This window comes from Rhizobium freirei PRF 81, from assembly GCF_000359745.1.
Taxonomy (GTDB): Bacteria; Pseudomonadota; Alphaproteobacteria; order Rhizobiales; family Rhizobiaceae; genus Rhizobium; species Rhizobium freirei.
Genome location: NZ_AQHN01000086.1, coordinates 15,218 through 34,052 on the forward strand (window position 1 = coordinate 15,218; position 18,835 = coordinate 34,052).

An 18,835-nucleotide genomic window follows, 5' to 3' on the forward strand; every position below is an offset into this window, starting at 1 on the left:
ACATGTCAATACTCGCCAAACACCAGATCATCGAGAAAAATGCTACCCTTCTGCTTGTCGGGTCGCTGTTGGTGGTCAGCATTGGCGGCATCGTCGAGATCGCGCCGCTGTTCTATCTCCAGAACACGATCGAGAAGGTGGAAGGCATGCGCCCGTACACGCCTCTCGAGCTGGCCGGGCGCAATATCTACATCCGCGAAGGCTGCTATCTCTGCCATAGCCAGATGATCCGACCGTTCCGCGACGAAGTGGAGCGTTACGGCCATTATTCGCTCGCCGCCGAGTCCATGTATGACCATCCGTTCCAGTGGGGCTCGAAGCGCACGGGACCGGATCTGGCGCGTGTCGGCGGTCGTTATTCCAATGAGTGGCACGTCCAGCATCTGTCCAACCCGCGCGAGGTGGTGCCGGAGTCGATCATGCCTACTTACGCCTTTCTCAAGGAGAGGGAGGTCACGGTTAAGGATATCGGCATGGATCTCAAGGCGAACGAGGATGTCGGCGTACCCTATAGCCAAGACATGCTGGCGAATGCGGAAGCCGACATGCGGGCGCAAGCCGATCCAAACGCAAATACGACGGATCTGCTGGCGCGATATCCGAAAGCGAAGGTCGGCGATTTCGATGGCGATGCCGCCAGGCTGACCGAGGTGGACGCGCTCGTCGCATATCTGCAAATGCTCGGAACGCTGGTTGATTTCTCGACTTACGACGATGCCACCGGCTATCGCTGAGGTGCCTCCGTGGAAACATACACTGCAATGCGTCACTTCGCCGACAGTTGGGGGCTCCTCGCACTGGCCTTGTTTTTCGTGGGGGCTATAGCCTTCACGCTCCGGCCAGGCAGCAAAAAAGGCGCCAACGAAGCCGCTGACATACCTTTAAAGGACGATTGAGATGTCGGACAAACCTATAGACGAACTCAGCGGCGTCGAAACAACGGGCCATGAGTGGGACGGCATCCGCGAACTCAACAATCCCATGCCCCGATGGTGGGTGTGGACATTCTATGCCACGATCCTCTGGGCCGTCGGCTATGCCATCGCCTATCCCTCCATACCCCTGATCAGGGATACCACCAAAGGACTGATCGGGTTCTCAAGCCGGGCTGAACTGCAGCACGAAATGAACAACGCCAAGATTGAGCAGGCTCGCCTCGATGTTCTGATCGCCGCGAAATCCGTTGAAGAAATCGATGCCGACCCAACGCTGCGTGAGTTTGCAATTGCAGGCGGCGCCTCGGCCTTCAAGGTCAATTGCGCGCCGTGTCATGGCTCCGGTGCCACCGGCGCTCCGGGGTTTCCCAATCTAAACGACGACGATTGGCTATGGGGCGGCAGTCTTCCCGCCATTCAACAGACAATCGCTCATGGCATCCGCTTCGATGCCGATCCCGAGACGCATGTCTCTGAGATGCCCGCCTTCGGTGATGTACTCGAACGCACCCAGATACGCCAGGTAGCCGCTTACATTTGGGCCTTGACCAACACAGTTTCCGATCCGGCAGCGGCCGACGCCGGCAAGCAGGTATTCCTCGACAATTGCGCCGTCTGTCATGGCGAAGACGACAGGGGAAAACAGGAGTTTGGCGCACCAAATCTCGCCGACGCGATCTGGCTTAAGGGGCGAGGGGAGCAAGCGATCATCCGCCAGGTGACCCTGCCCAAACACGGCGTTATGCCAGCTTGGTCTGCCCGGCTGGGCGAAACCACCGTGAAGGAGTTGACGGTGTTTGTTCATTCCTTGGGCGGTGGAAAATAGAAAAGAAAAATCACGAATTCACGTGCATCACAATCTTTATGGCCTGATGGCGATACGGTCAGCAGTCGATCACGATCTTGTCTCTCTACGCAATGCGGTTGCGTTCGGACAGCCAGAAAACTTGCTCGTAGAACTGAAAAAGTTAGCAGCGTTTTGATTTCACTCAACGATCGCAAGCTAGCAAGCTGCTATTCTCCGGGCCTGGAGGACGTCCCTTCGTGCTGTGGCTCGTAGTTCCTCCGGGCCACACCCCCCTCCCGGAGTGTGGCTCTCCTTTTGATTGAGCCGATAGGCTTGCTTTTTCTCTCCCGGACTTGCGTCGAGAACGCTTGGTTCGTCAAATGCAGGATGAGGATCATCAACAGGATGGTATGCGATGATCCTCACCATAGCTCCCATGACAGGTGACGATCGCATCGAACGGACAGGCGCCGACGACGTTGGTGTCCGGCGCAACCGTCAGCCGCTTTATGCCGCGCGAAAGAAAGTGTTTCCAAAGCGAGCGCAGGGTCGGTTCCGGCGATTCAAATGGATCATCATGCTGATCACGCTCGGCATCTACCATCTTTCTCCGTGGATTCGCTGGGACCGAGGTCCATATGCGCCCGACCAGGCGATTCTCATCGACCTCGCCTCTCGTCGCTTCTTCTTCTTTTTCATCGAGATATGGCCACAGGAGTTCTTCTATGTGGCCGGTCTGCTTGTCATGGCTGGCTTTGGCCTGTTTCTCGTAACGTCGGCGGTGGGGCGGGCATGGTGTGGTTATGCCTGTCCACAGACGGTATGGGTCGATGTCTTCCTTGTCGTGGAACGCGCGATCGAAGGTGATCGCAACGCGCGCATGAAACTCGATGCGAGTCCCTGGACACCGGACAAGATTGCAAAGCGGGTCGCCATACATGGCATATGGGTTCTTATCGGCGTCCTCACAGGCGGCGTATGGATCTTCTATTTCGCGGATGCGCCATCCCTTGCTGTTGCCTTATTCAAGGGCCAGGCGCCGGCCGTCGCCTATGCCACGGTCGCCCTTCTCACCTCGACCACTTACATTCTTGGCGGGCTGATGAGGGAACAGGTCTGCACCTACATGTGTCCGTGGCCCCGCATCCAGGGCGCGATGCTGGACGAAAATTCCCTCGTCGTGACCTACAACGACTGGCGCGGTGAGCCGCGCTCCCGTCACGCCAAAAAAGCCCAAGCGGCGGGCCTGGCTACCGGCGATTGCGTGGACTGCAACGCTTGCGTTGCCGTCTGTCCGATGGGGATAGATATCCGCGACGGTCAGCAAATGGAATGCATCACCTGCGCCTTGTGCATCGACGCCTGCGACGGTGTGATGAATAAGCTCGATAAGCCACGCGGCGTGATCTCCTATGCGACGCTAAGCGAGTATGCCGCGAACATGAACCTGGCGACGAATGGTGGCGCGAGCCCTGTGCAACCGCATCTCGTGCGAAACGCCGATGGCGACTTCATCGAGAATATCCAGCACTTCAACTGGCGCGTGATCTTCAGGCCGCGCGTTCTTTTCTATGCGGCTGTTTGGGCAGCGATCGGGGTGGCGATGCTCGTGCATTTGGCGCTCCGGGAGCGGCTGGAACTGAACGTGGTTCACGACCGCAATCCGCAATATGTCCTGGAGTCCGATGGATCGATCCGCAACGGCTATACGCTTCGCGTGCTCAATATGGTGCCGATGCCGAGGAGAATCGATATCCGACTGGACGGCGCGGAGGGAGCGACGATGAAGATCCCCGAACTCTCGAAGGAGGAAGGCCGGCACTTCACTGTCGATGTGGATCCGGACGCGGCCACCTCGCTCAAAGTGTTCGTCACGCAAAAGGCCAAGCCGGAAACAATCAAGGAATTCCTGTTCGTCATAGAGGACGAAAATCATGCGGATCGGGCTACGCACCGGGCCGCCTTCAACGTGCCGGGAGCGCCGAAATGAGAAGCCAAGTTATCACCGGAGGTCCCTTCACCGGCCGCCATATGCTGATCGTCATTGTTGCGTTCTTCGCCGTGGTGATCGGAGTGAACGTGACGATGGCAGTTCTCGCTTCCACGAGCTGGAGCGGGCTTGTGGTGGAAAATACCTATGTGGCAAGCCAGGAATTCAACGGCAAGGCCGCCGCCATGCGTGCTATGGCGAGCAGCGGCATTTCGGGCGATCTGTTACTGCGCCGCGATGTCATTCAGTACGATATTCATAACCGTGACGGGTCGCCGGCGGTGGTTGACGACGTGACGCTGACGTTCAGAAGGCCCGTGGGCGACCGGGAGGACTTCGCGCTTGCACTGACGAAGACAAGCGAAGGCCATTTCGAAGCGAAACATCGCATTGAGGGAGGCGACTGGATCGTGGAAACCGTCTCGCGCAGAGACGGTGTCACGGTAATGCATGAGGCTAGGCGCATCGACACGGCGGAGTTTGGACAATGACCTGCTGCACGATGGACGCGGAAAGCGTCATGACAACGAGCAATAGCTGCGCCAGTGCCGAGGAGATCGTCCTCGCCAGCCATCCGCTGGGGGAGGGCCTTCGTCAATTGGACCTCAGCGTTCCCGATATGCACTGTGGCGCTTGCATTTCGACCATTGAACGGTCCTTATGCAGGTTACCCTATGTAACGCGCGCCCGGGTCAACCTGACTGCGCGGCGGGTCAGTTGCACCTATGTCGAGCACCTTGATAATGCTGTCGTCGATCCGTCGGGTATTCTGTCCGCGATCACCGAAGCCGGGTACCGGGCGCATATTTTCACTCCCGCCGCGCCCCAGACGAATAGTCTGCGCAATCAATTGCTCTTGGCCGTTGGTGTCTGCGGCTTTGCCGCAGCCAATATCATGCTGCTCTCGGTATCGGTCTGGTCCGGTGCAGATGCAGCAACGCGAGACCTGTTTCATTGGATTTCCGCGATGATTACAGCGCCGGCCCTAATTTATGGCGGCCGTTTCTTTTTTCGATCGGCTTGGAATGCCTTGAAGAATGGGCGCACCAACATGGATGTGCCGATTTCGCTCGCTGTCACGCTCTCCTATGCCGTATCGTTGTGGGAGACGATCCATCACGGAGAGCATGCATGGTTTGACGCCTCCGTGTCGCTGCTGTTCTTCCTGCTCATTGGCCGCACGCTCGACCACATCATGCGGCAAAAGGCGCGAGCCGCGGTCAACAGCCTGGCGAGACTTGCGCCACGCGGCGCGCTGGTGATAGCTGCCGATGGGAGCAAGCGCTACACCGCGATTGAAGATATCAGCATCGGTGATCATGTTTTCATCGCTGCCGGCGAACGCATCCCCGTCGACGGCGCCGTGACCGCAGGTACGAGCGAGCTGGATCTCTCTATTGTCACGGGCGAAAGTATACCAGTTGCTGTCGCGAACAGCGCGGAGGTGAGATCTGGTGCGATGAACCTCATGGCGTCATTGACCATTCGCGCGACGAAGACGGCGCAAAACTCGCTGCTTGCGGAAACCATCAACCTTATGGAGGCAGCAGAAGGAGGCAGGGCGCGCTATCGCAGGGTCGCGGATCGTGCAGCCGGCCTTTACGCTCCGGCGGTTCATTTACTTGCGCTGCTTTCCTTTCTTGCCTGGGGCTCCCTTGGTGGAGATTGGAAGCATGCCATGCTTGTCGCCGTCGCGGTGCTGATCATCACTTGTCCTTGCGCGCTTGGTCTAGCAGTGCCGGTCGTCCAGGTTGTTGCCGCAGGCAACCTGTTTCGCCGCGGCATCATGATCAAGGACGGCTCCGCTTTGGAGCGTCTCGCGGAAATCGATGCCGTCGCGTTTGACAAGACCGGCACGTTGACGATGGGCCAGCCGCGGCTCGTCGAGATGGTGGATGTGGGGTCGGAGGAAAGGGCGATCGCGGCCGGAATTGCTGCGCATTCCCGCCATCCGCTCTCTCAGGCGTTGCTGCGGAGTGCCGGCGGCAAGGGGCAACGGTTCGACAGCGTCGTCGAGATACCGGGCGCGGGCCTGGAAGTCGAAACCGCCAGGGGGCTATATCGTCTCGGCCATATGGAGTTCGCTTGTTCGATCCCGCCCCGAGAAGAAAAAGAAGCGGATGACTCGCTCTCCGAGGTCGTTCTGTCGAGGAACGGTATCGCACTTGCCCGATTCTATTTCGAAGACACGCTTCGCCCCGGAGTAGCCGTAGCCATTCGTCAGCTCGGTCTTGCAGGGCTGCAGACGATGATCCTGTCTGGCGATCGGCAAGCCGTCGTCGAGTCGACAGCGCGGCTATTGCATGTGGATCGCTGGATTGCGGAATTGGATCCGAAACAGAAAGTGGAAGAGTGCACACGCTTGGCCGAGGCGGGCAACAAGGTCATGATGGTTGGTGACGGCATCAACGATGCGCCGGCACTTACGGCGGCGCATGTGTCGATGGCTCCCGCGACTGCGTCCGACATTGGCCGACAGGCGGCAGACCTGGTTTTCCTGAATGACCGTCTCGACGCGGTTCCGGAGGCGATCTGCGTCGCGCGGCGCGCGGCAGCTTTGATCCGTCAGAACTTCGCCCTTGCCATCGGTTACAATGTGCTCGCTGTTCCCATCGCTATCGCGGGCTATGCGACGCCGCTTATCGCCGCCGTCGCCATGTCGTCGTCTTCGCTGATCGTCGTGACGAATGCATTGCGACTCAACCACTGGAATCGGCGGGAGCAACTTAGGCATGATGGCAAACATGCAGCCTCAGCAGGAGGGTCCATATGAATATGCTGATCTATTTGATCCCGCTGGCATTGTTCATGGGTACGCTCGGGCTGGGAGGCTTTCTGTGGTCGCTAAAGAGCGGACAGTATGATGATTTGGAAGGGGCTTCGTGGCGCATCTTAGTGAGTGAGGATAATGCGCCCGAGGGGGCGCAACAATCGACAAGCGCCAGTGCAGATGACCCGACGAAACTGCTAAATTCCCAACTGCCTGGAATCCACAGACGGTCTTACACGAAGAGGTTTTTCCGAAATGATGATTCGAAACCGCGTTGAATTGCGCGAGGCTTTCTGCCCGGATAATCCAACACGTCTCATGCCAAACGTCATTCAAGTGACTGAAACGTTGCGAAATTGCCACACAAGGCCAGGGTTTGTCTGCGACAGGCAGTCCAATTTTCTTTAGTTGAGCCGCCTCAAATCCTGACGTGCCAGCCGATGTTACTGCTCCTCGATTCACGAATTTCAGATCGAAGGAGACAAGAATGACTTCCAAGGACATCATACGGGTCATCATCGCTACTGCAATATTGGGTATCGTGAGCACCGCGCACGCTGCCGATCTGACGACACCACCAAGTAGGGCTCCCATTCCCGCGGCAGCCAACAGAAACCCATGGCAGATGCGGCTGCGCGCGCTTGGTGTGATCACTACTGACTCTGGGCGCGTCGACGGCTTGCCGGGTTCGGATCTTTCCTTTTCGGACACGGTCGTGCCGGAATTCGACATCTCGTATTTCTTCACCGAGAATATCGCCGCTGAACTCATCCTGGGCACAACCTACGCTAAGGTGCATGGCGGCGGCTCGATTTCAGCGCTCGGCGAGATCGGCAAGACTTGGCTGCTGCCGCCAACGCTCACCCTACAATACCATTTCACCGACCTTGGCGCTTTTCGGCCATATGTCGGCGCCGGCCTCAACTATACGCTGTTTTACAACCAGTCGGGAAAAAGTGCTCGCAGCCTTGATGTCAAGAACTCCTTCGGTGTCGCGCTCCAGGCCGGCTTCGACTATATGATCGACGATCACTGGGGTGTGAACGTCGACGCCAAAAAGATCTTCCTAAGGCCTGATTTCGACGCCAACGTCGGCGGGGCCAACGTCAGCGGCAAGGCCAGGCTCGATCCATGGCTGCTTGGCGCGGGCGTAACCTATCGTTTCTAGGCCCTCATAAAATCGCTTGGTGTTTAGCGACTTGCGTCATCCAAGGCTCGACCAGCGTTTGGATGGCGTTGGCGTTAGTGATGCTGGGTACGTGCATGCCGACTTGGTCATCAACTTTATGAGAAGATCAAGGTCAACTCGAAGTGGAGTAACTTGAGAAATGGACAAATTCGCAAGCAAGTCACAGCACCGCCGAGCACCCAAAGAGTTCACTTGAGCCTCGTATCCAGGTGCGGCCCGAATTCTGCTCGTACGAATATCGCACGACATCGACGCCGAGGCGCAAAAGGAGGGGCTGGATTACGTAGTCGCAAATGCCCGTAAGGGGGCGATCTCTATATGCCTATGGGAGCATGACATTGCGGGTTCTCGTTAAGGGCGCCGGAATTGCCGGCCTAACAGTAGCACGTCAACTGTGCGCGCGCGGCGCTCACGTAACAGTCTCCGACCCGCATCTTGGATTCGGGCGCTCTGCATCCTGGCTCGCCGGCGGCATGCTGGCGCCCTGGTGCGAGCGGGTAAACGCCGACGAGAGAGTAATGACGTTGGGGAAAATGGCCGTGGAATGGTGGGATGCCGTCCTGCCCGGCCAAGTCATTCATAAAGGGACACTGGTCGCCGCACCTCAGCGGGATTCGGGCGAACTCGGCCGCTTTGCGGCCCGTACGTCTGGGTATGAATGGTTGGACGAAGATGGCATAGCCGAGCTGGATCCCGCCCTTGCACAGCGTTTTCGCAGGGGTCTGTTCTTCCAACATGAAGCTCATCTGAACCCCCGTCAGGCGCTACGGACGTTGAAAGAGCTGCTGTCGGCAGCAGGCGTCGTCTTTACTAGCGATGATGTGAGCGAAGACGATTTCCCAGATATCGTTGATTGCACCGGTGCTGCCCGCATCGGGCAAAGTCGCGATCTGCGCGGCGTGCGCGGCGAAATGCTCTATCTGCATACAGAGGAGGTCATGCTCGCCAGGCCTATCCGCCTGCTGCATCCTCGCTTTCCCGTCTATGTCGTCCCTCGCGGCGAAGGCCTGTTTATGGTCGGGGCGACGATGATCGAGACGGAATTCGACGGGGCGATCACCGCACGCTCGACGATGGAACTGCTGAACGCAGCCTATACACTGCATCCGGCCTTTGCGGACGCCACCGTGGTCGAAACTGGCGCCGGCATCCGCCCGGCCTTTCCCGACAATTTTCCGCGCGTGATGCGGGACGGCAGAGTCATCCACGTGAACGGCCTTTATCGCCACGGTTTTCTGCTGGCGCCCACAATGGCGGCCGAAGCGGCCGATCTCGTCTTTTCCGATCGGACGAAGCAAAGGAGTTTCCAATGCACCTGATCATCAATGGCGAAACGCAGTCCATCGCCGCTAAGACGCTTTCGCAGCTTTTGGCCGCACTCGACCATGAAGGCGACTGGCTGGCAACAGCCGCCAACGGCGAACTGGTTCATCGCGAAGATCGCGACGAACATATTTTCGCCGACTATGACAGGATCGAGATACTGACACCCATGCAAGGAGGCTGATCGTGCTCGATCTCTATGGAAGCCAGATTGGGTCACCCTGCTGCTCGGCACCGCCCGCTATCCCTCGCCAGCCGTCCTAGCCCATGCGGTCACGCGCGCCGCAGAGTCTTGATCGCATCGGGGATCGAAGGCGCGAATCGGCAGCATAGCGCTTGTGGTGATCGTCGGCTGACTGTGGAACGCGTCGCCGGTCTTCGAGAACGGGGCGGATAGTGCTGCAGTGGTGAGGGATACTCTATTGCATGCGAATCCTAAGCTGAACCAGGCGATGGATCGGAGTAAAGAGGCCTAGAGGTGCCCTAAACAACATCGCGCATTGGGAGCCGAAGCGCCGAGACACTGCACCCATGCCTGAAACGAAAAAATTTTGAACCAGCAAACAAAATGGACGCTGCGGCAAAATTCGGGATGCGTGGCTAACGACACGTCACGGTTAATCTTTTAGAAAATAAGCATAATCGCAGTGCAGTTAAGAGAGAAATGCAGGACAGGTCTACAACAAGTCAACCTTCAGGGGACGTCTCATGGAACCTCATCTACCCACAACAATACAGATCAGCGCCCCTCAACATGCCGCGAATAATCCATATCGCGTCATCGAGGGCGAGGAGGTGCTTTCCGTGGCATTCCGTGAATTCGTGCTGACGGCCGTCGCTGCCGGTTGGAAGGAGCCGGAGGTCGCTTTGACCTTGGCCGACATCGCAGATGACTACGTTATGGCTCTCGCTCGAAGAGCTGCGGCCAATTAGTATTGAGTTCCATCTGCGTTCATCTGTGGTATCCCGCAAGATGGCTGTTAACAACTCTTCATCCAGCCGGCCGGCAAGTCGCTTAAGACGAGATGGTTTGCCGGCGGTATAACATGCCGAAGGGCTCCCGTTGCATTGTTGCAAAGAGAAACCTCAGGCCGTCTTGCTATAATGGCGCCCCGATTCCCTCACATAGGCATCGAAAGCTGCTGCAACGGCGCGGATCAGGAAGCGCCCGTCTTCTCGCAAACGAATGATGCCGCCCGCGTTTTCGATTATTCCGTCGCTCTCGAGCATCGAGAGCCTGGGGTTGCCGTTAAGAAGCGCGTGTGGGTCAAAACCGTATGTGACGGCCAACGCCGGGACGTCGACCTGCAAGTCGCACATCAGGCGTTCGATGATACTTGCCCGCAGGCGATCTTCGGCCGACAAGCGCCAGCCTTTCGTTGTGGCCAAGCGGCCGGATGCGATCCGCTTTCCGTAACGATTGGGAAGTACCTCGTTTTGAACATAGCCGCCTGGCATGCGGCCAATAGCTGACGAACCCAAGCCGATAAGTGCCTCACAAGCATCGGTCGTATAGCCCTGAAAGTTGCGATGCAATTGCCCGTCTGTCTGCGCGGTTGCTAAACTGTCGTGCGGCCTGGCGAAATGATCGATCCCGATGCGGCGGTAGCCTGCCGCAACAAGGTGTTCCGAAATTGCCTTTGCCTGGGAAATACGGCTTTGCGCATTGGCGAGAGCGGCTTCGTCGATTAGCCGTTGATGCTTCTTGAAGGAAGGTACATGCGCATAACCGAAGACTGCGAAACGGTCCGGCCGCATCTCGATCGCTGCCTTGGCCGTTTCGATGCAGGATTGAACCGTCTGGTTTGGCAGGCCATACATAAGATCGAAATTGATGCTGGCGATGCGCGCCCGGCGCAGCTTAAAAACCGCCTCCATTGTCTGTTCTTTACTTTGGGTGCGGTTGATCGCCCTTTGGACCGTCGGATCAAAGGTCTGTACCCCGATACTAGCACGGTGCACCCCTACTTCCCCGAGAACCGTCGCCATCTCCTGATCTAGCGTCCTCGGATCGATCTCCAACGCGATTTGGGCCGAACCGGTGAACTCGAACTGCTTGTGCAGAAGCTCAATAAGCTCAAACATTTTCTTCGGCCCGATGGTCGTTGGCGTTCCTCCACCAAAATGCAGATGGTCGATCCTAACCGGCGCCCCGGTCCTTGCGGACACGAGGCGTACTTCCTCGCGCAGCATTCGCAGGTAGTCGACGATCGGTCGGCTATTGCGCGCATTCGTGGTGTGACATCCGCAATACCAGCATATCGACGGACAAAACGGGATGTGCACGTAAAGCGATGCCGCTTTCTCCAGCGAGACAGCGCTAAGCCAATTCTCATAAGTGCTATCGTCAACGTTGGGGGAGAAACACGGCGATGTCGGATAGCTAGTGTAGCGGGGTAGGCGCTCATCGCCGTATTTTTCAATAAGTGCCGATTGCATGCGAAATCCTTCTACGGAGTACTGGCTAGAATGCGGCCATTCTAGGCACACGCTTTGCATGGCTCTTTGATCTTCAACAAAGAGCGCGACGGATTTCTTTGAATTATTTTCAAAATCGCGGCGCCGAGGCAAAGGAGGCGCAGCATACTCGATGAAAAGAGTTCAGCTTAGTTTTGATCTGCCAGCGAGATGCTCGGCATGATGACAGTACCTTTTTCCCTGGTGGATCACAAAATGCATTCACAAGGCGCTGGCGGGCTCGCTTGGATGCTTGTCCGGTGGCGGGGCAGACCGATCGTCGCCTATAGTGTCGCCGCCGCTGCTCCATTCGGCGTCCTCGCACTGAGATTGGCCCTGTCGCAGTTCACCAGCGACGATCTTACCCTATTGCCGTTCATTCCCGCTATTCTCGTGGTCGCAATCATCGGCGGCGGAAAGCCGATTTCTCTAGCGGCGGGCATGTCGCTTGGCGCTGATGTCCTTGTTCAGCGGCTGAGCGATGCGGCTTACGCGACGGTCTTTGAACTGGTTTCCTTTGGCGTTGCGGTGCTTCTGATTGCTTGTCTGGGAGAGGTGTTGCAGGCGACGAGACATGCCATCATCGAGAGTGAGATTGCCCCCACTGCGCATCTGACATCGATATTGGACAAAGTGCCCGATGCGATGGTGATCACGACCCGCGACGGTAAAATTGTGTCCTTCAACGCCGCCGTCTTGCGGCAGTTCGGGTATGCAGAACAAGAGCTCGTTGGCGCGAACCTGCGACTGCTGATGCCTGATCCTTTTCGCGCCGTCCACGGCAGCCATATGCAACGGCAACTTGGAAGGGGCGAAAAGCGCGTTCTCGCAGATCAAGCAGTTGTCGGACGCAGGAAGAACGGATCGACGTTTCCCCTCAAGTTAACCGCGAGCCAGCTGGAATCGGGTGGTGGCTTATTTTTCATCGGCTTCCTAAGAGACCTTACGGAGCGGGAAGAGGCTGCTGCTCACCAGCAGCGGATCCAGGCGGAATTGGCAAGATTGGCCCGCCTGAGCGAAATGGGCGAAATGGCATCCGCCCTTGCGCATGAGCTGAACGAACCGCTGTCGGCGATCGCAAATTACGCTTTCGGGTGTACGAAGCTCTTGAGCGACATGGACAACAATGTCCCAACGGTCATGAGAAACGCTTTGCAGGAGATTGAACGTCAGTCCCTTAGAGCGGCAAAAATTATCAAACATCTCAGAGAGTTCGTCACGACAGGTGAAACGGAAAAGGGCCTCGAAAATATCCGCACGCTGGTGGAGGAAGCAGGCGTCCTTGCGCTTGTAGGTTCCCGAGAAAAAGGCGTCAGGACTGTCTTCGAATACGTGCCCGGCGCCGAGATGGTGATGGTCGATCGTGTTCAGGTCGAACAGGTCATCATTAATTTGATGCGAAACGCCATAGAAGCTATGCGCCACGTCGAGCATCGTGAGCTTACGATCCGCACGATGCCCACGCAGGAGGATGAAGTCGCCGTTATCGTGGAAGACACCGGCAAAGGCATTCCGGAAGAAATTGCCGCGGAGCTCTTCGAGCCATTCGTCACGACAAAGCCAAGTGGAATGGGTGTCGGCCTTGCGATCTCGAAACGTATTGTCGAGGCCCATGGAGGTGAAATGACGGTCTCAAGAAACGCGGCTGGCGGAGCTACTTTCCAGTTCACGCTTCCCGCCTATACGGAAGGACAAACGTGTGAAACCGACTGACTATACGATCCATATTGTCGATGATGAAGAGCCGGCGCGCAAATCGTTTGCCTTCATGCTGACCATGAACGGCTATGCCGTCAAGGTGCATCAATCGGGAGCCTTGTTTCTTTCCTTTGCGCCGGGCATCCACAACGGAATTCTTGTTACGGATCTCAGAATGCCAGAGATGTCAGGTATAGATCTCATCCGTCAGCTTAGCGTGAAAAAGATCTCAATTCCGTCAATCGTGATCAGCGGACATGGCGATGTGCCGGTGGCAGTTGAGGCGATGAAAGCCGGTGCGGTCGACTTCATAGAGAAACCCTGCGAAGACGCCGTTATCATTGAGGCGATCGAACGAGCGTCGGACCATTTACATGTTAATGGCGCTAACGTCGACGAGAGCCTTGCCATTCAAGCGCGCATCGAAACCTTGAGCGAGAGGGAGCGCCAAGTGCTTCTTGCCGTCGTGGTCGGCCTTCCGAACAAGTCGATTGCACATGATCTGAATATTAGCCGCCGCACGGTGGAGGTTCATCGCGCCCGCGTCATGTCGAAAATGAGAGCAAAAAGCATCCCGCATCTGGTTCGTATGGCTGTTGCGGTGGAGATGGGGCCCTTCTAGCTTCGTAGTGTTGATCTCGCCGCATTCGGGGTCCTGCCGTAACCTTGCGAACGGGAAGGGTCGTCATGGCATCTGTTTTCCCAAAAACTCTAAATTGATCGTCATTGCTCGATGACGGGATTATATAATCGAAGGCAACTTTGGAGGCGCTTTCGCGGACTTAGCGGGCCCATCCTGCGCGTCGAGACGTCTTTGCCGAAAGACTCGCCCGCATTATTTTCTGACCGGGCGGCGCCACGATTTCTTATGACGACGACAAGCTGCTGCCTCTAGTGATGAACACCCTTCGAAAGGGATCGGAATAAATCGCCGGCAATTCGCACGAGATGCCGGTTAAGTGTTTACCCTTAGTGATAAAACCGAATTTATCGCTCCCATAAGAACCGGCAATCTTGCCCCGGAACATGGGGAATACCAGATGCAGTCGAAATTCATGCCCGCAGCACAGCCTTGGACCTCGCCGACGAAAATTGTGGGGCCGCAAATTGGGGGAGCGCACATCGCCGTCACATATGAGCGCGGCCAAGAGATATACGCCCAGGGCGGGAGCGCCGATAAGTGCTATCGGGTTTCTACCGGAGCTGTTCGGGTATGTCGCATCCTTTCCAACGGGGGGAGGCAGGTCGTCTCCTTCCATGTCGCGGGGGAAATGTTCGGCTTCGAAGCTGGCTCTCAGCATCGTTACTTTGCCGAAGCGCTCGCCCTGACAAGAATAGTGGCGTTTGAACAGGGCCTTGCTCAGCAGCGGCATTTGCCGGAACTCCTTGCACTTGCTCTTGAAGCTATGGAACGTGCTCAGGAACACCTTCTGCTTATCGGACGGCAGTCTGCGATTGAACGGGTGGCCACATTTTTGTTGGATCTCTGCGAGCGCCTGGGAGGCACTCGGCAGTTTAGATTGGCCATGTCGCGGCAGGACATTGCGGACTATCTCGCCTTGACGATCGAGACGGTATCGCGTGCCATGAGCGAGTTGAAGGAACAAAGCATAATCAGCCTGCGACATGCGCGAATGGTCGACATTCGGAAGCCTGATGCACTTCGTTCGCTCTGTGGCCATGTTGCCGGACTATCTTAGCTCGGCGCGACCTGTGCAATGCAGGACGTTGCGGCCTTCGGGCGGAAAATCGCGATTTGCGCCCGCGTGTCATTTCATCTGGGACATTGTCTTGCGGGCCCACGTCAACTTGTTTCAGGTCCTTGTCTGGAACTGATGGCGTGGCCCGTAAACGACGGTCACCTTCCGTCAGGCGCGCTTCAGAGCCTGTCAGCAGGAGTTTTGTGGATCGATGCCGATCCCGTTGGTAACGACATCGGACATTCGGGCATTGGCCTGAACGGCACGACCGTCCCGCATCATCATCAGGAAACCCTCCGCCACCATGCCTGGAGCGAGGGGCCAGGTGCTGCCCCCAACAGGAAGGAGATCAGATCGTAGCGGCTGTCGTCCACCGCGAGATCCAAACCGAGAATGGCTTCTCCGTATTGCCTAATGGCCTCAAGACGCCGGCGCCGGCGGCGTCTGGAAAAGAAAAGAGGTCGCCCTTCGGCTGGATTGATCCGGTGGCTGAGATTATTGGCCGCCACCATGGCCTGTCGTCCCTGCCTGCGAACAGCGCCGTCCGCGAGCGTAGCGGAAGCCGGAACATGTCCCGGCAAGATCGATCGCACCTGCTATTTCGAAGGCCGATGCGGTGTGCGAGCAGGGTCAGCGCGGTGTCGTTACGAACGATGCCGCAGCCCTCAACGGCAGCCTCAGCGGCCTTCGCCGCACGTCCGCTGAGCGTCTCGGCATCGTCAAGCCAGTGGCGCGGGGATGCCGATCCGGCGCGCGATTCAGTCGGGTTCAAGGCCGAGCCCCGATTCAATCCGGGCATTCTTGACGCGTCAATCGGGCACCGCATGGCCGAGACCTACCAGAGAAGACGAGCGCTTCCCTGATTGCCGCCCAGCCCCCAGAAAGCCGCAGTAAGCCTTTCGCTTTGACGCTCTGCGAGCTTTACGATGCGCTCGACGACCGGTTCCGTCATTTAAAGACAGGCACTATCCCGTCCGCTTCGCGCGAGCAAGCCGGCCATCACAAATCGCTTGGTTTTACGCAACAACCGGAGAGGGATAGCCGATAAGGCTCTCTGGGAAAATCATCACCAGGGTACGGTCCTACTTTTCCTGCTAACCAAATGGGATATAAGCGGACACGAAGATGCGCCGACCCTTGGCTCGGCCGTTCACATCGGAACCAATGACGATTGCCGCTGACTTCATAAAGGAGCTTGAAGGATGTATTCGCGAATTCTCGCTGAATTTCAAGGGGATCGTGGTGGTTTGAAAATGGTCCCAGCGAGCAATCGTTTGTCGCTGATTAAATTAGATCGCCGATCTCGCAGCCGTGATTTGACTTCATCGTGCATCGGATTACTGAAGCAAATTGGCTAAGCTCTCTAAAGTTGTTATAACCTGACAATGTTCCCCTCGGAACGGACAGAAGACGACCTCAAAGGGGCAAAGGCAAGCAGTTCAAGTCCGTCCACGGCGATCCACGCTGACCGGCGATTGTTGAAAAGTAGGGACAGGCGGTGACGCAAGATCTAGAAAGTTACAAAAGTGCGAGAGGCCTCGTAGATACCACCGATCCGGAAGTCGACAAGCCGATCTACCGCAAGCCCGGTTTTGACGGGAAAGTTGCGACGCTAGGAGATATGGAAGAACTGATCAGCGCATTTTTAAAAAAAACGCGCGAGGCCGAGGGCCTCGCTCGCGCGGATCTTGCGCCAATGCTCGGTCTGTCGACACCCGTGTACGGACGTTACGAGCGGGCGTTTTCAAGGATGACGGTCACCCGAATGATCCATCTCTGTGAAATTCTCGGCTTTATGCCCATAGATATGCTCTTTGAAGCGGCGCCCCATCTTTGGGGGCGCACGCCTGAGGAAGCCGAGGATCGTCTCACTCTGGACCGAATTATCAGAACCCTTCCGAGCGAGGCAAAGCGCGATCTCGTTCGGCTGCTGAAGCGTATGGTGCCTCAAGATAACGGGAGCTAATGAGACATCAATCGCAGGTAAGCTTGGCTGTCTGGTAGGCACTCCGGCAACGGAAAGCGTCGGTCTTCACCGCGATCTCGCCGCAAAGTGGTTTTCATGATCATCTTTTTAAAGGAACCAGCGCCACAACTATAGAATCCTGGACCTCACACTCACTCGTTTTCCGGTCGGTCACCGCATGCGCCGACATCGTCGCTCACTTTGATCGTGGCGCATGAACAGTGTCGACTAGAACGCTGCACCGCTTAAGAGCGTGACCCACCAGTTAAGTTTGCCCGGCCATTCGAGTGCTTTGCTCAAGGTCGCGGCGAGCCGCCAGACCGAAGACCGAGCGGGTAAGATACAATCTGCCCGCGGCTGCGCGCTCGGCCATTGCGCGCAGATATCCGCCGGGCGAACTGACCTCCTGCCGATTTGCTTTTTCCAGAATAACTGCCACCGCCACCGCTGCTTGCTGTTCGCCCATTGCCTCCACGGCGCCACGGCGGGCATCCTCTGAGATCCCGACGAAGCGGCACAGCATCGGAGTCAGCCGAACAAACTCCTGGAAGCTCTTGGGAGTGCATCCAAGCTCCGCGAGGGCCGGGGCCGCCCGCAAGACATCCTTAAGCGCGATTAGAGCCTGCCGCTGAGGTTCTCGCTCGCTGACTGAGCCTCGCCAAAGGGTCGCGGTTTCTTCAAAAGCCGAGCTGCTGGCGGCGCTGGCTTTTGGAAAACTGTATTGTCCGACATGAGCCGAACCCTCTCGAACATTACTACTACGTTTTGATTGATAAGGAGGTGTAGTCTGTTTCTGCATGTCGTTTTCGACAGGCACGCATGTCGTTTTCCCTGCGCCGAGTTGGTCTTGAGGTCGCGGGTCAAGCCGCATCAGTCGGTCCATAGACCATTCAAGAAGGACAGTCGCACGACGCAGCATCCGGTTGGATGCTTTGGCAGCAATTCCGATATAATTGCTGATGCGCTCGACCCGGTCGGCAATGCGTTGGCGCATTGTTGCACTTACATCAGCGACAGCAGCGAGGGCACAACGGATATTGCGCAAGGCGCCTCGGTACCGTCGCAAGGCAGCTTCGGTCGCCCTCTTCTCCGCTCGGATGTCTTTTACGAGGCGAGTAAGCTCGCCATATCGCAGGACCAATATTCGAAGATCGACCCCGCATCCATCCGTTATGACGCCATCGCTGTTTCTGACGGGATATCGCTTATAGTTTCCACTGTCCTGCATCGTGATCAAACCCAGATCGAAAAGCTTGGAAAGCATTCGACTGACCCGGCCGGCCGAACGCCCGACCTCAAATGCCAATTGTCGGTTCGATTTGAACACGATTGGCCGCCCCGACGTATCGAAAGTATCGGCGGGGGCGGTGTTGATCAATATTAGCAACAGATGGCTTTCCGTTCCATTTATCAGGCCTGTGCAGGTCAGATTTTGAGCAAGCACAGCCAATTGGGCACGCGTCACCATTCCGATTTCTGCCGATTTTGCCCAGCGCCGGAATTCAGCCCTTTGGGGCGTTATCTTACGGCCGACCGGCCGTTGGCAGGTGGTCATATCTTCCATGTCCTCGTCTCCGTTCGGGACCAGGCAAAGCTCCGCCGTTCACCAAAGTGATGTTTTTTGTTGACAAGGAAGGAAGGGTCTGCGACAAAGGTTTTGGCTAATTTATTCTCTTACAGACCCGCTTCCGGATTGCTTCGGGAGCGGTTTTTCTTTTTCTGGCCGGTTTTTTCTCTCCATTTCAGACCCGACGCACGCGTCGGGATGTTTGCGGTCGATACGCGAAAAGCATATCCCAACAAATCAATTTGGCGCAAGATATGTACGAGTTTGAGCTGCTACTTGAGGTCGCAGCGGGATAGTGACTAAACTAACGCATTGATTTTATTAATTGTTTTGAAAGTCTAAATGCCATTTCGATACCGTTTCGACCGATCAAATTTGGTTCGCCTTACGGACAAAATTCTCAAATTGGCCGATGCTCGGACATGGAGCCAATGACGCTTGACCGAAAACGCA

Annotated in this window: 17 protein-coding genes and 1 pseudogene; 15 read left to right on the forward strand and 3 right to left on the reverse strand. The window is 56.8% G+C overall.

Annotated elements, in window-relative coordinates:
• Positions 1–2: 2 nt before the first annotated feature.
• From ccoO to RHSP_RS26550, 11 genes and pseudogenes are all read left to right on the forward strand, one after another.
• Positions 3–734: a cytochrome-c oxidase, cbb3-type subunit II gene (ccoO, locus tag RHSP_RS26500; RefSeq protein WP_004125901.1), complete on the forward strand. Its 732-nt coding sequence runs from the start codon at positions 3–5 to the stop codon at positions 732–734.
• A gap of 9 nt (positions 735–743) precedes the next feature.
• Entirely contained in the window at positions 744–896 is a 153-nt protein-coding gene (locus RHSP_RS26505; protein ID WP_028755102.1) for a CcoQ/FixQ family Cbb3-type cytochrome c oxidase assembly chaperone, read from the forward strand.
• A 1-nt stretch (position 897) separates the two neighbouring features.
• Positions 898–1,761 carry a cytochrome-c oxidase, cbb3-type subunit III gene (ccoP, locus tag RHSP_RS26510; protein WP_004125903.1) on the forward strand — a complete coding sequence of 288 codons (864 nt, stop codon included), beginning with the start codon at positions 898–900 and terminating at the stop codon, positions 1,759–1,761.
• 376 nt (positions 1,762–2,137) lie between these two features.
• A complete protein-coding gene (ccoG, locus tag RHSP_RS26515) occupies positions 2,138–3,712 on the forward strand; it encodes a cytochrome c oxidase accessory protein CcoG (RefSeq protein WP_004125904.1) in 1,575 nt (524 codons plus the stop codon).
• Positions 3,709–4,203, forward strand: coding sequence for a FixH family protein (locus tag RHSP_RS26520; RefSeq protein WP_004125905.1), 495 nt, complete (start codon positions 3,709–3,711; stop codon positions 4,201–4,203). The genes ccoG and RHSP_RS26520 overlap by 4 nt, the downstream gene beginning before the upstream one ends.
• Positions 4,200–6,485, forward strand: coding sequence for a cation-translocating P-type ATPase (locus RHSP_RS26525; RefSeq protein WP_004125906.1), 2,286 nt, complete (start codon positions 4,200–4,202; stop codon positions 6,483–6,485). The genes RHSP_RS26520 and RHSP_RS26525 overlap by 4 nt, the downstream gene beginning before the upstream one ends.
• Positions 6,482–6,622: pseudogene (ccoS, locus tag RHSP_RS35740) on the forward strand (cbb3-type cytochrome oxidase assembly protein CcoS); the annotation flags it as partial. The gene RHSP_RS26525 and the pseudogene ccoS, both read left to right, overlap by 4 nt.
• Before the next feature lie 347 nt (positions 6,623–6,969).
• Positions 6,970–7,650 carry an OmpW/AlkL family protein gene (locus RHSP_RS26535; protein ID WP_004125911.1) on the forward strand — a complete coding sequence of 227 codons (681 nt, stop codon included), beginning with the start codon at positions 6,970–6,972 and terminating at the stop codon, positions 7,648–7,650.
• 359 nt (positions 7,651–8,009) lie between these two features.
• A complete protein-coding gene (thiO, locus tag RHSP_RS26540) occupies positions 8,010–8,990 on the forward strand; it encodes a glycine oxidase ThiO (RefSeq protein WP_004125914.1) in 981 nt (326 codons plus the stop codon).
• Positions 8,981–9,178: a sulfur carrier protein ThiS gene (thiS, locus tag RHSP_RS26545; RefSeq protein ID WP_004125916.1), complete on the forward strand. Its 198-nt coding sequence runs from the start codon at positions 8,981–8,983 to the stop codon at positions 9,176–9,178. The genes thiO and thiS overlap by 10 nt, the downstream gene beginning before the upstream one ends.
• A gap of 524 nt (positions 9,179–9,702) precedes the next feature.
• The gene (locus tag RHSP_RS26550) at positions 9,703–9,927 is read left to right on the forward strand and encodes a hypothetical protein (protein WP_004125917.1); all 225 of its coding nucleotides are present in this window, start codon (positions 9,703–9,705) and stop codon (positions 9,925–9,927) included.
• A gap of 153 nt (positions 9,928–10,080) precedes the next feature.
• Here the strand turns inward: RHSP_RS26550 and hemN are convergent, their stop codons facing one another.
• Complete coding sequence (hemN, locus tag RHSP_RS26555; protein WP_004125924.1) at positions 10,081–11,433, reverse strand: oxygen-independent coproporphyrinogen III oxidase; 1,353 nt, start codon at positions 11,431–11,433, stop codon at positions 10,081–10,083.
• A 234-nt stretch (positions 11,434–11,667) separates the two neighbouring features.
• On the opposite strand from hemN, the gene RHSP_RS26560 reads away from it, so the two are divergent.
• The 3 genes from RHSP_RS26560 to RHSP_RS26570 all read left to right on the forward strand — a co-directional run bounded on the left by RHSP_RS26560 (position 11,668) and on the right by RHSP_RS26570 (position 14,849).
• The gene (locus RHSP_RS26560) at positions 11,668–13,164 is read left to right on the forward strand and encodes a PAS domain-containing sensor histidine kinase (protein ID WP_184462165.1); all 1,497 of its coding nucleotides are present in this window, start codon (positions 11,668–11,670) and stop codon (positions 13,162–13,164) included.
• Positions 13,151–13,771 (forward strand): response regulator FixJ, encoded by a 621-nt coding sequence (fixJ, locus tag RHSP_RS26565; RefSeq protein ID WP_004125927.1) that lies wholly within the window; start codon positions 13,151–13,153, stop codon positions 13,769–13,771. Before RHSP_RS26560 ends, fixJ begins: the two co-directional genes overlap by 14 nt.
• Positions 13,772–14,189: 418 nt before the next feature.
• Complete coding sequence (locus RHSP_RS26570) at positions 14,190–14,849, forward strand: helix-turn-helix domain-containing protein (protein ID WP_004125929.1); 660 nt, start codon at positions 14,190–14,192, stop codon at positions 14,847–14,849.
• A 284-nt stretch (positions 14,850–15,133) separates the two neighbouring features.
• Here RHSP_RS26570 and RHSP_RS34890 read toward each other — a convergent pair whose 3' ends face one another.
• Entirely contained in the window at positions 15,134–15,442 is a 309-nt protein-coding gene (locus RHSP_RS34890) for a hypothetical protein (protein ID WP_135488301.1), read from the reverse strand.
• 905 nt (positions 15,443–16,347) lie between these two features.
• Between RHSP_RS34890 and RHSP_RS26580 the strand changes: the two genes are divergently transcribed.
• Positions 16,348–16,815 (forward strand): helix-turn-helix transcriptional regulator, encoded by a 468-nt coding sequence (locus tag RHSP_RS26580; protein ID WP_004125932.1) that lies wholly within the window; start codon positions 16,348–16,350, stop codon positions 16,813–16,815.
• 265 nt (positions 16,816–17,080) lie between these two features.
• On the opposite strand, the gene repC is transcribed toward RHSP_RS26580, so the two are convergent.
• Positions 17,081–18,379, reverse strand: a complete 1,299-nt coding sequence (gene repC / locus RHSP_RS26585; RefSeq protein ID WP_004125935.1) for a plasmid replication protein RepC — start codon at positions 18,377–18,379, stop codon at positions 17,081–17,083.
• Positions 18,380–18,835 lie beyond the last annotated feature (456 nt).

What these genes read in the sequence shown, in the direction of transcription:
- ccoO (WP_004125901.1), top strand. Translation starts at nt 3, where the DNA reads ATGTCAATACTCGCCAAACACCAGATCATCGAGAAAAATGCTACCCTT.
- ccoP (WP_004125903.1), top strand. Translation starts at nt 898, where the DNA reads ATGTCGGACAAACCTATAGACGAACTCAGCGGCGTCGAAACAACGGGC.
- ccoG (WP_004125904.1), top strand. Translation starts at nt 2,138, where the DNA reads ATGATCCTCACCATAGCTCCCATGACAGGTGACGATCGCATCGAACGG.
- RHSP_RS26520 (WP_004125905.1), top strand. Translation starts at nt 3,709, where the DNA reads ATGAGAAGCCAAGTTATCACCGGAGGTCCCTTCACCGGCCGCCATATG.
- RHSP_RS26525 (WP_004125906.1), top strand. Translation starts at nt 4,200, where the DNA reads ATGACCTGCTGCACGATGGACGCGGAAAGCGTCATGACAACGAGCAAT.
- RHSP_RS26535 (WP_004125911.1), top strand. Translation starts at nt 6,970, where the DNA reads ATGACTTCCAAGGACATCATACGGGTCATCATCGCTACTGCAATATTG.
- thiS (WP_004125916.1), top strand. Translation starts at nt 8,981, where the DNA reads ATGCACCTGATCATCAATGGCGAAACGCAGTCCATCGCCGCTAAGACG.
- RHSP_RS26550 (WP_004125917.1), top strand. Translation starts at nt 9,703, where the DNA reads ATGGAACCTCATCTACCCACAACAATACAGATCAGCGCCCCTCAACAT.
- hemN (WP_004125924.1), bottom strand. Translation starts at nt 11,433, where the DNA reads ATGCAATCGGCACTTATTGAAAAATACGGCGATGAGCGCCTACCCCGC.
- RHSP_RS26560 (WP_184462165.1), top strand. Translation starts at nt 11,668, where the DNA reads ATGCATTCACAAGGCGCTGGCGGGCTCGCTTGGATGCTTGTCCGGTGG.
- RHSP_RS26570 (WP_004125929.1), top strand. Translation starts at nt 14,190, where the DNA reads ATGCAGTCGAAATTCATGCCCGCAGCACAGCCTTGGACCTCGCCGACG.
- repC (WP_004125935.1), bottom strand. Translation starts at nt 18,379, where the DNA reads ATGGAAGATATGACCACCTGCCAACGGCCGGTCGGCCGTAAGATAACG.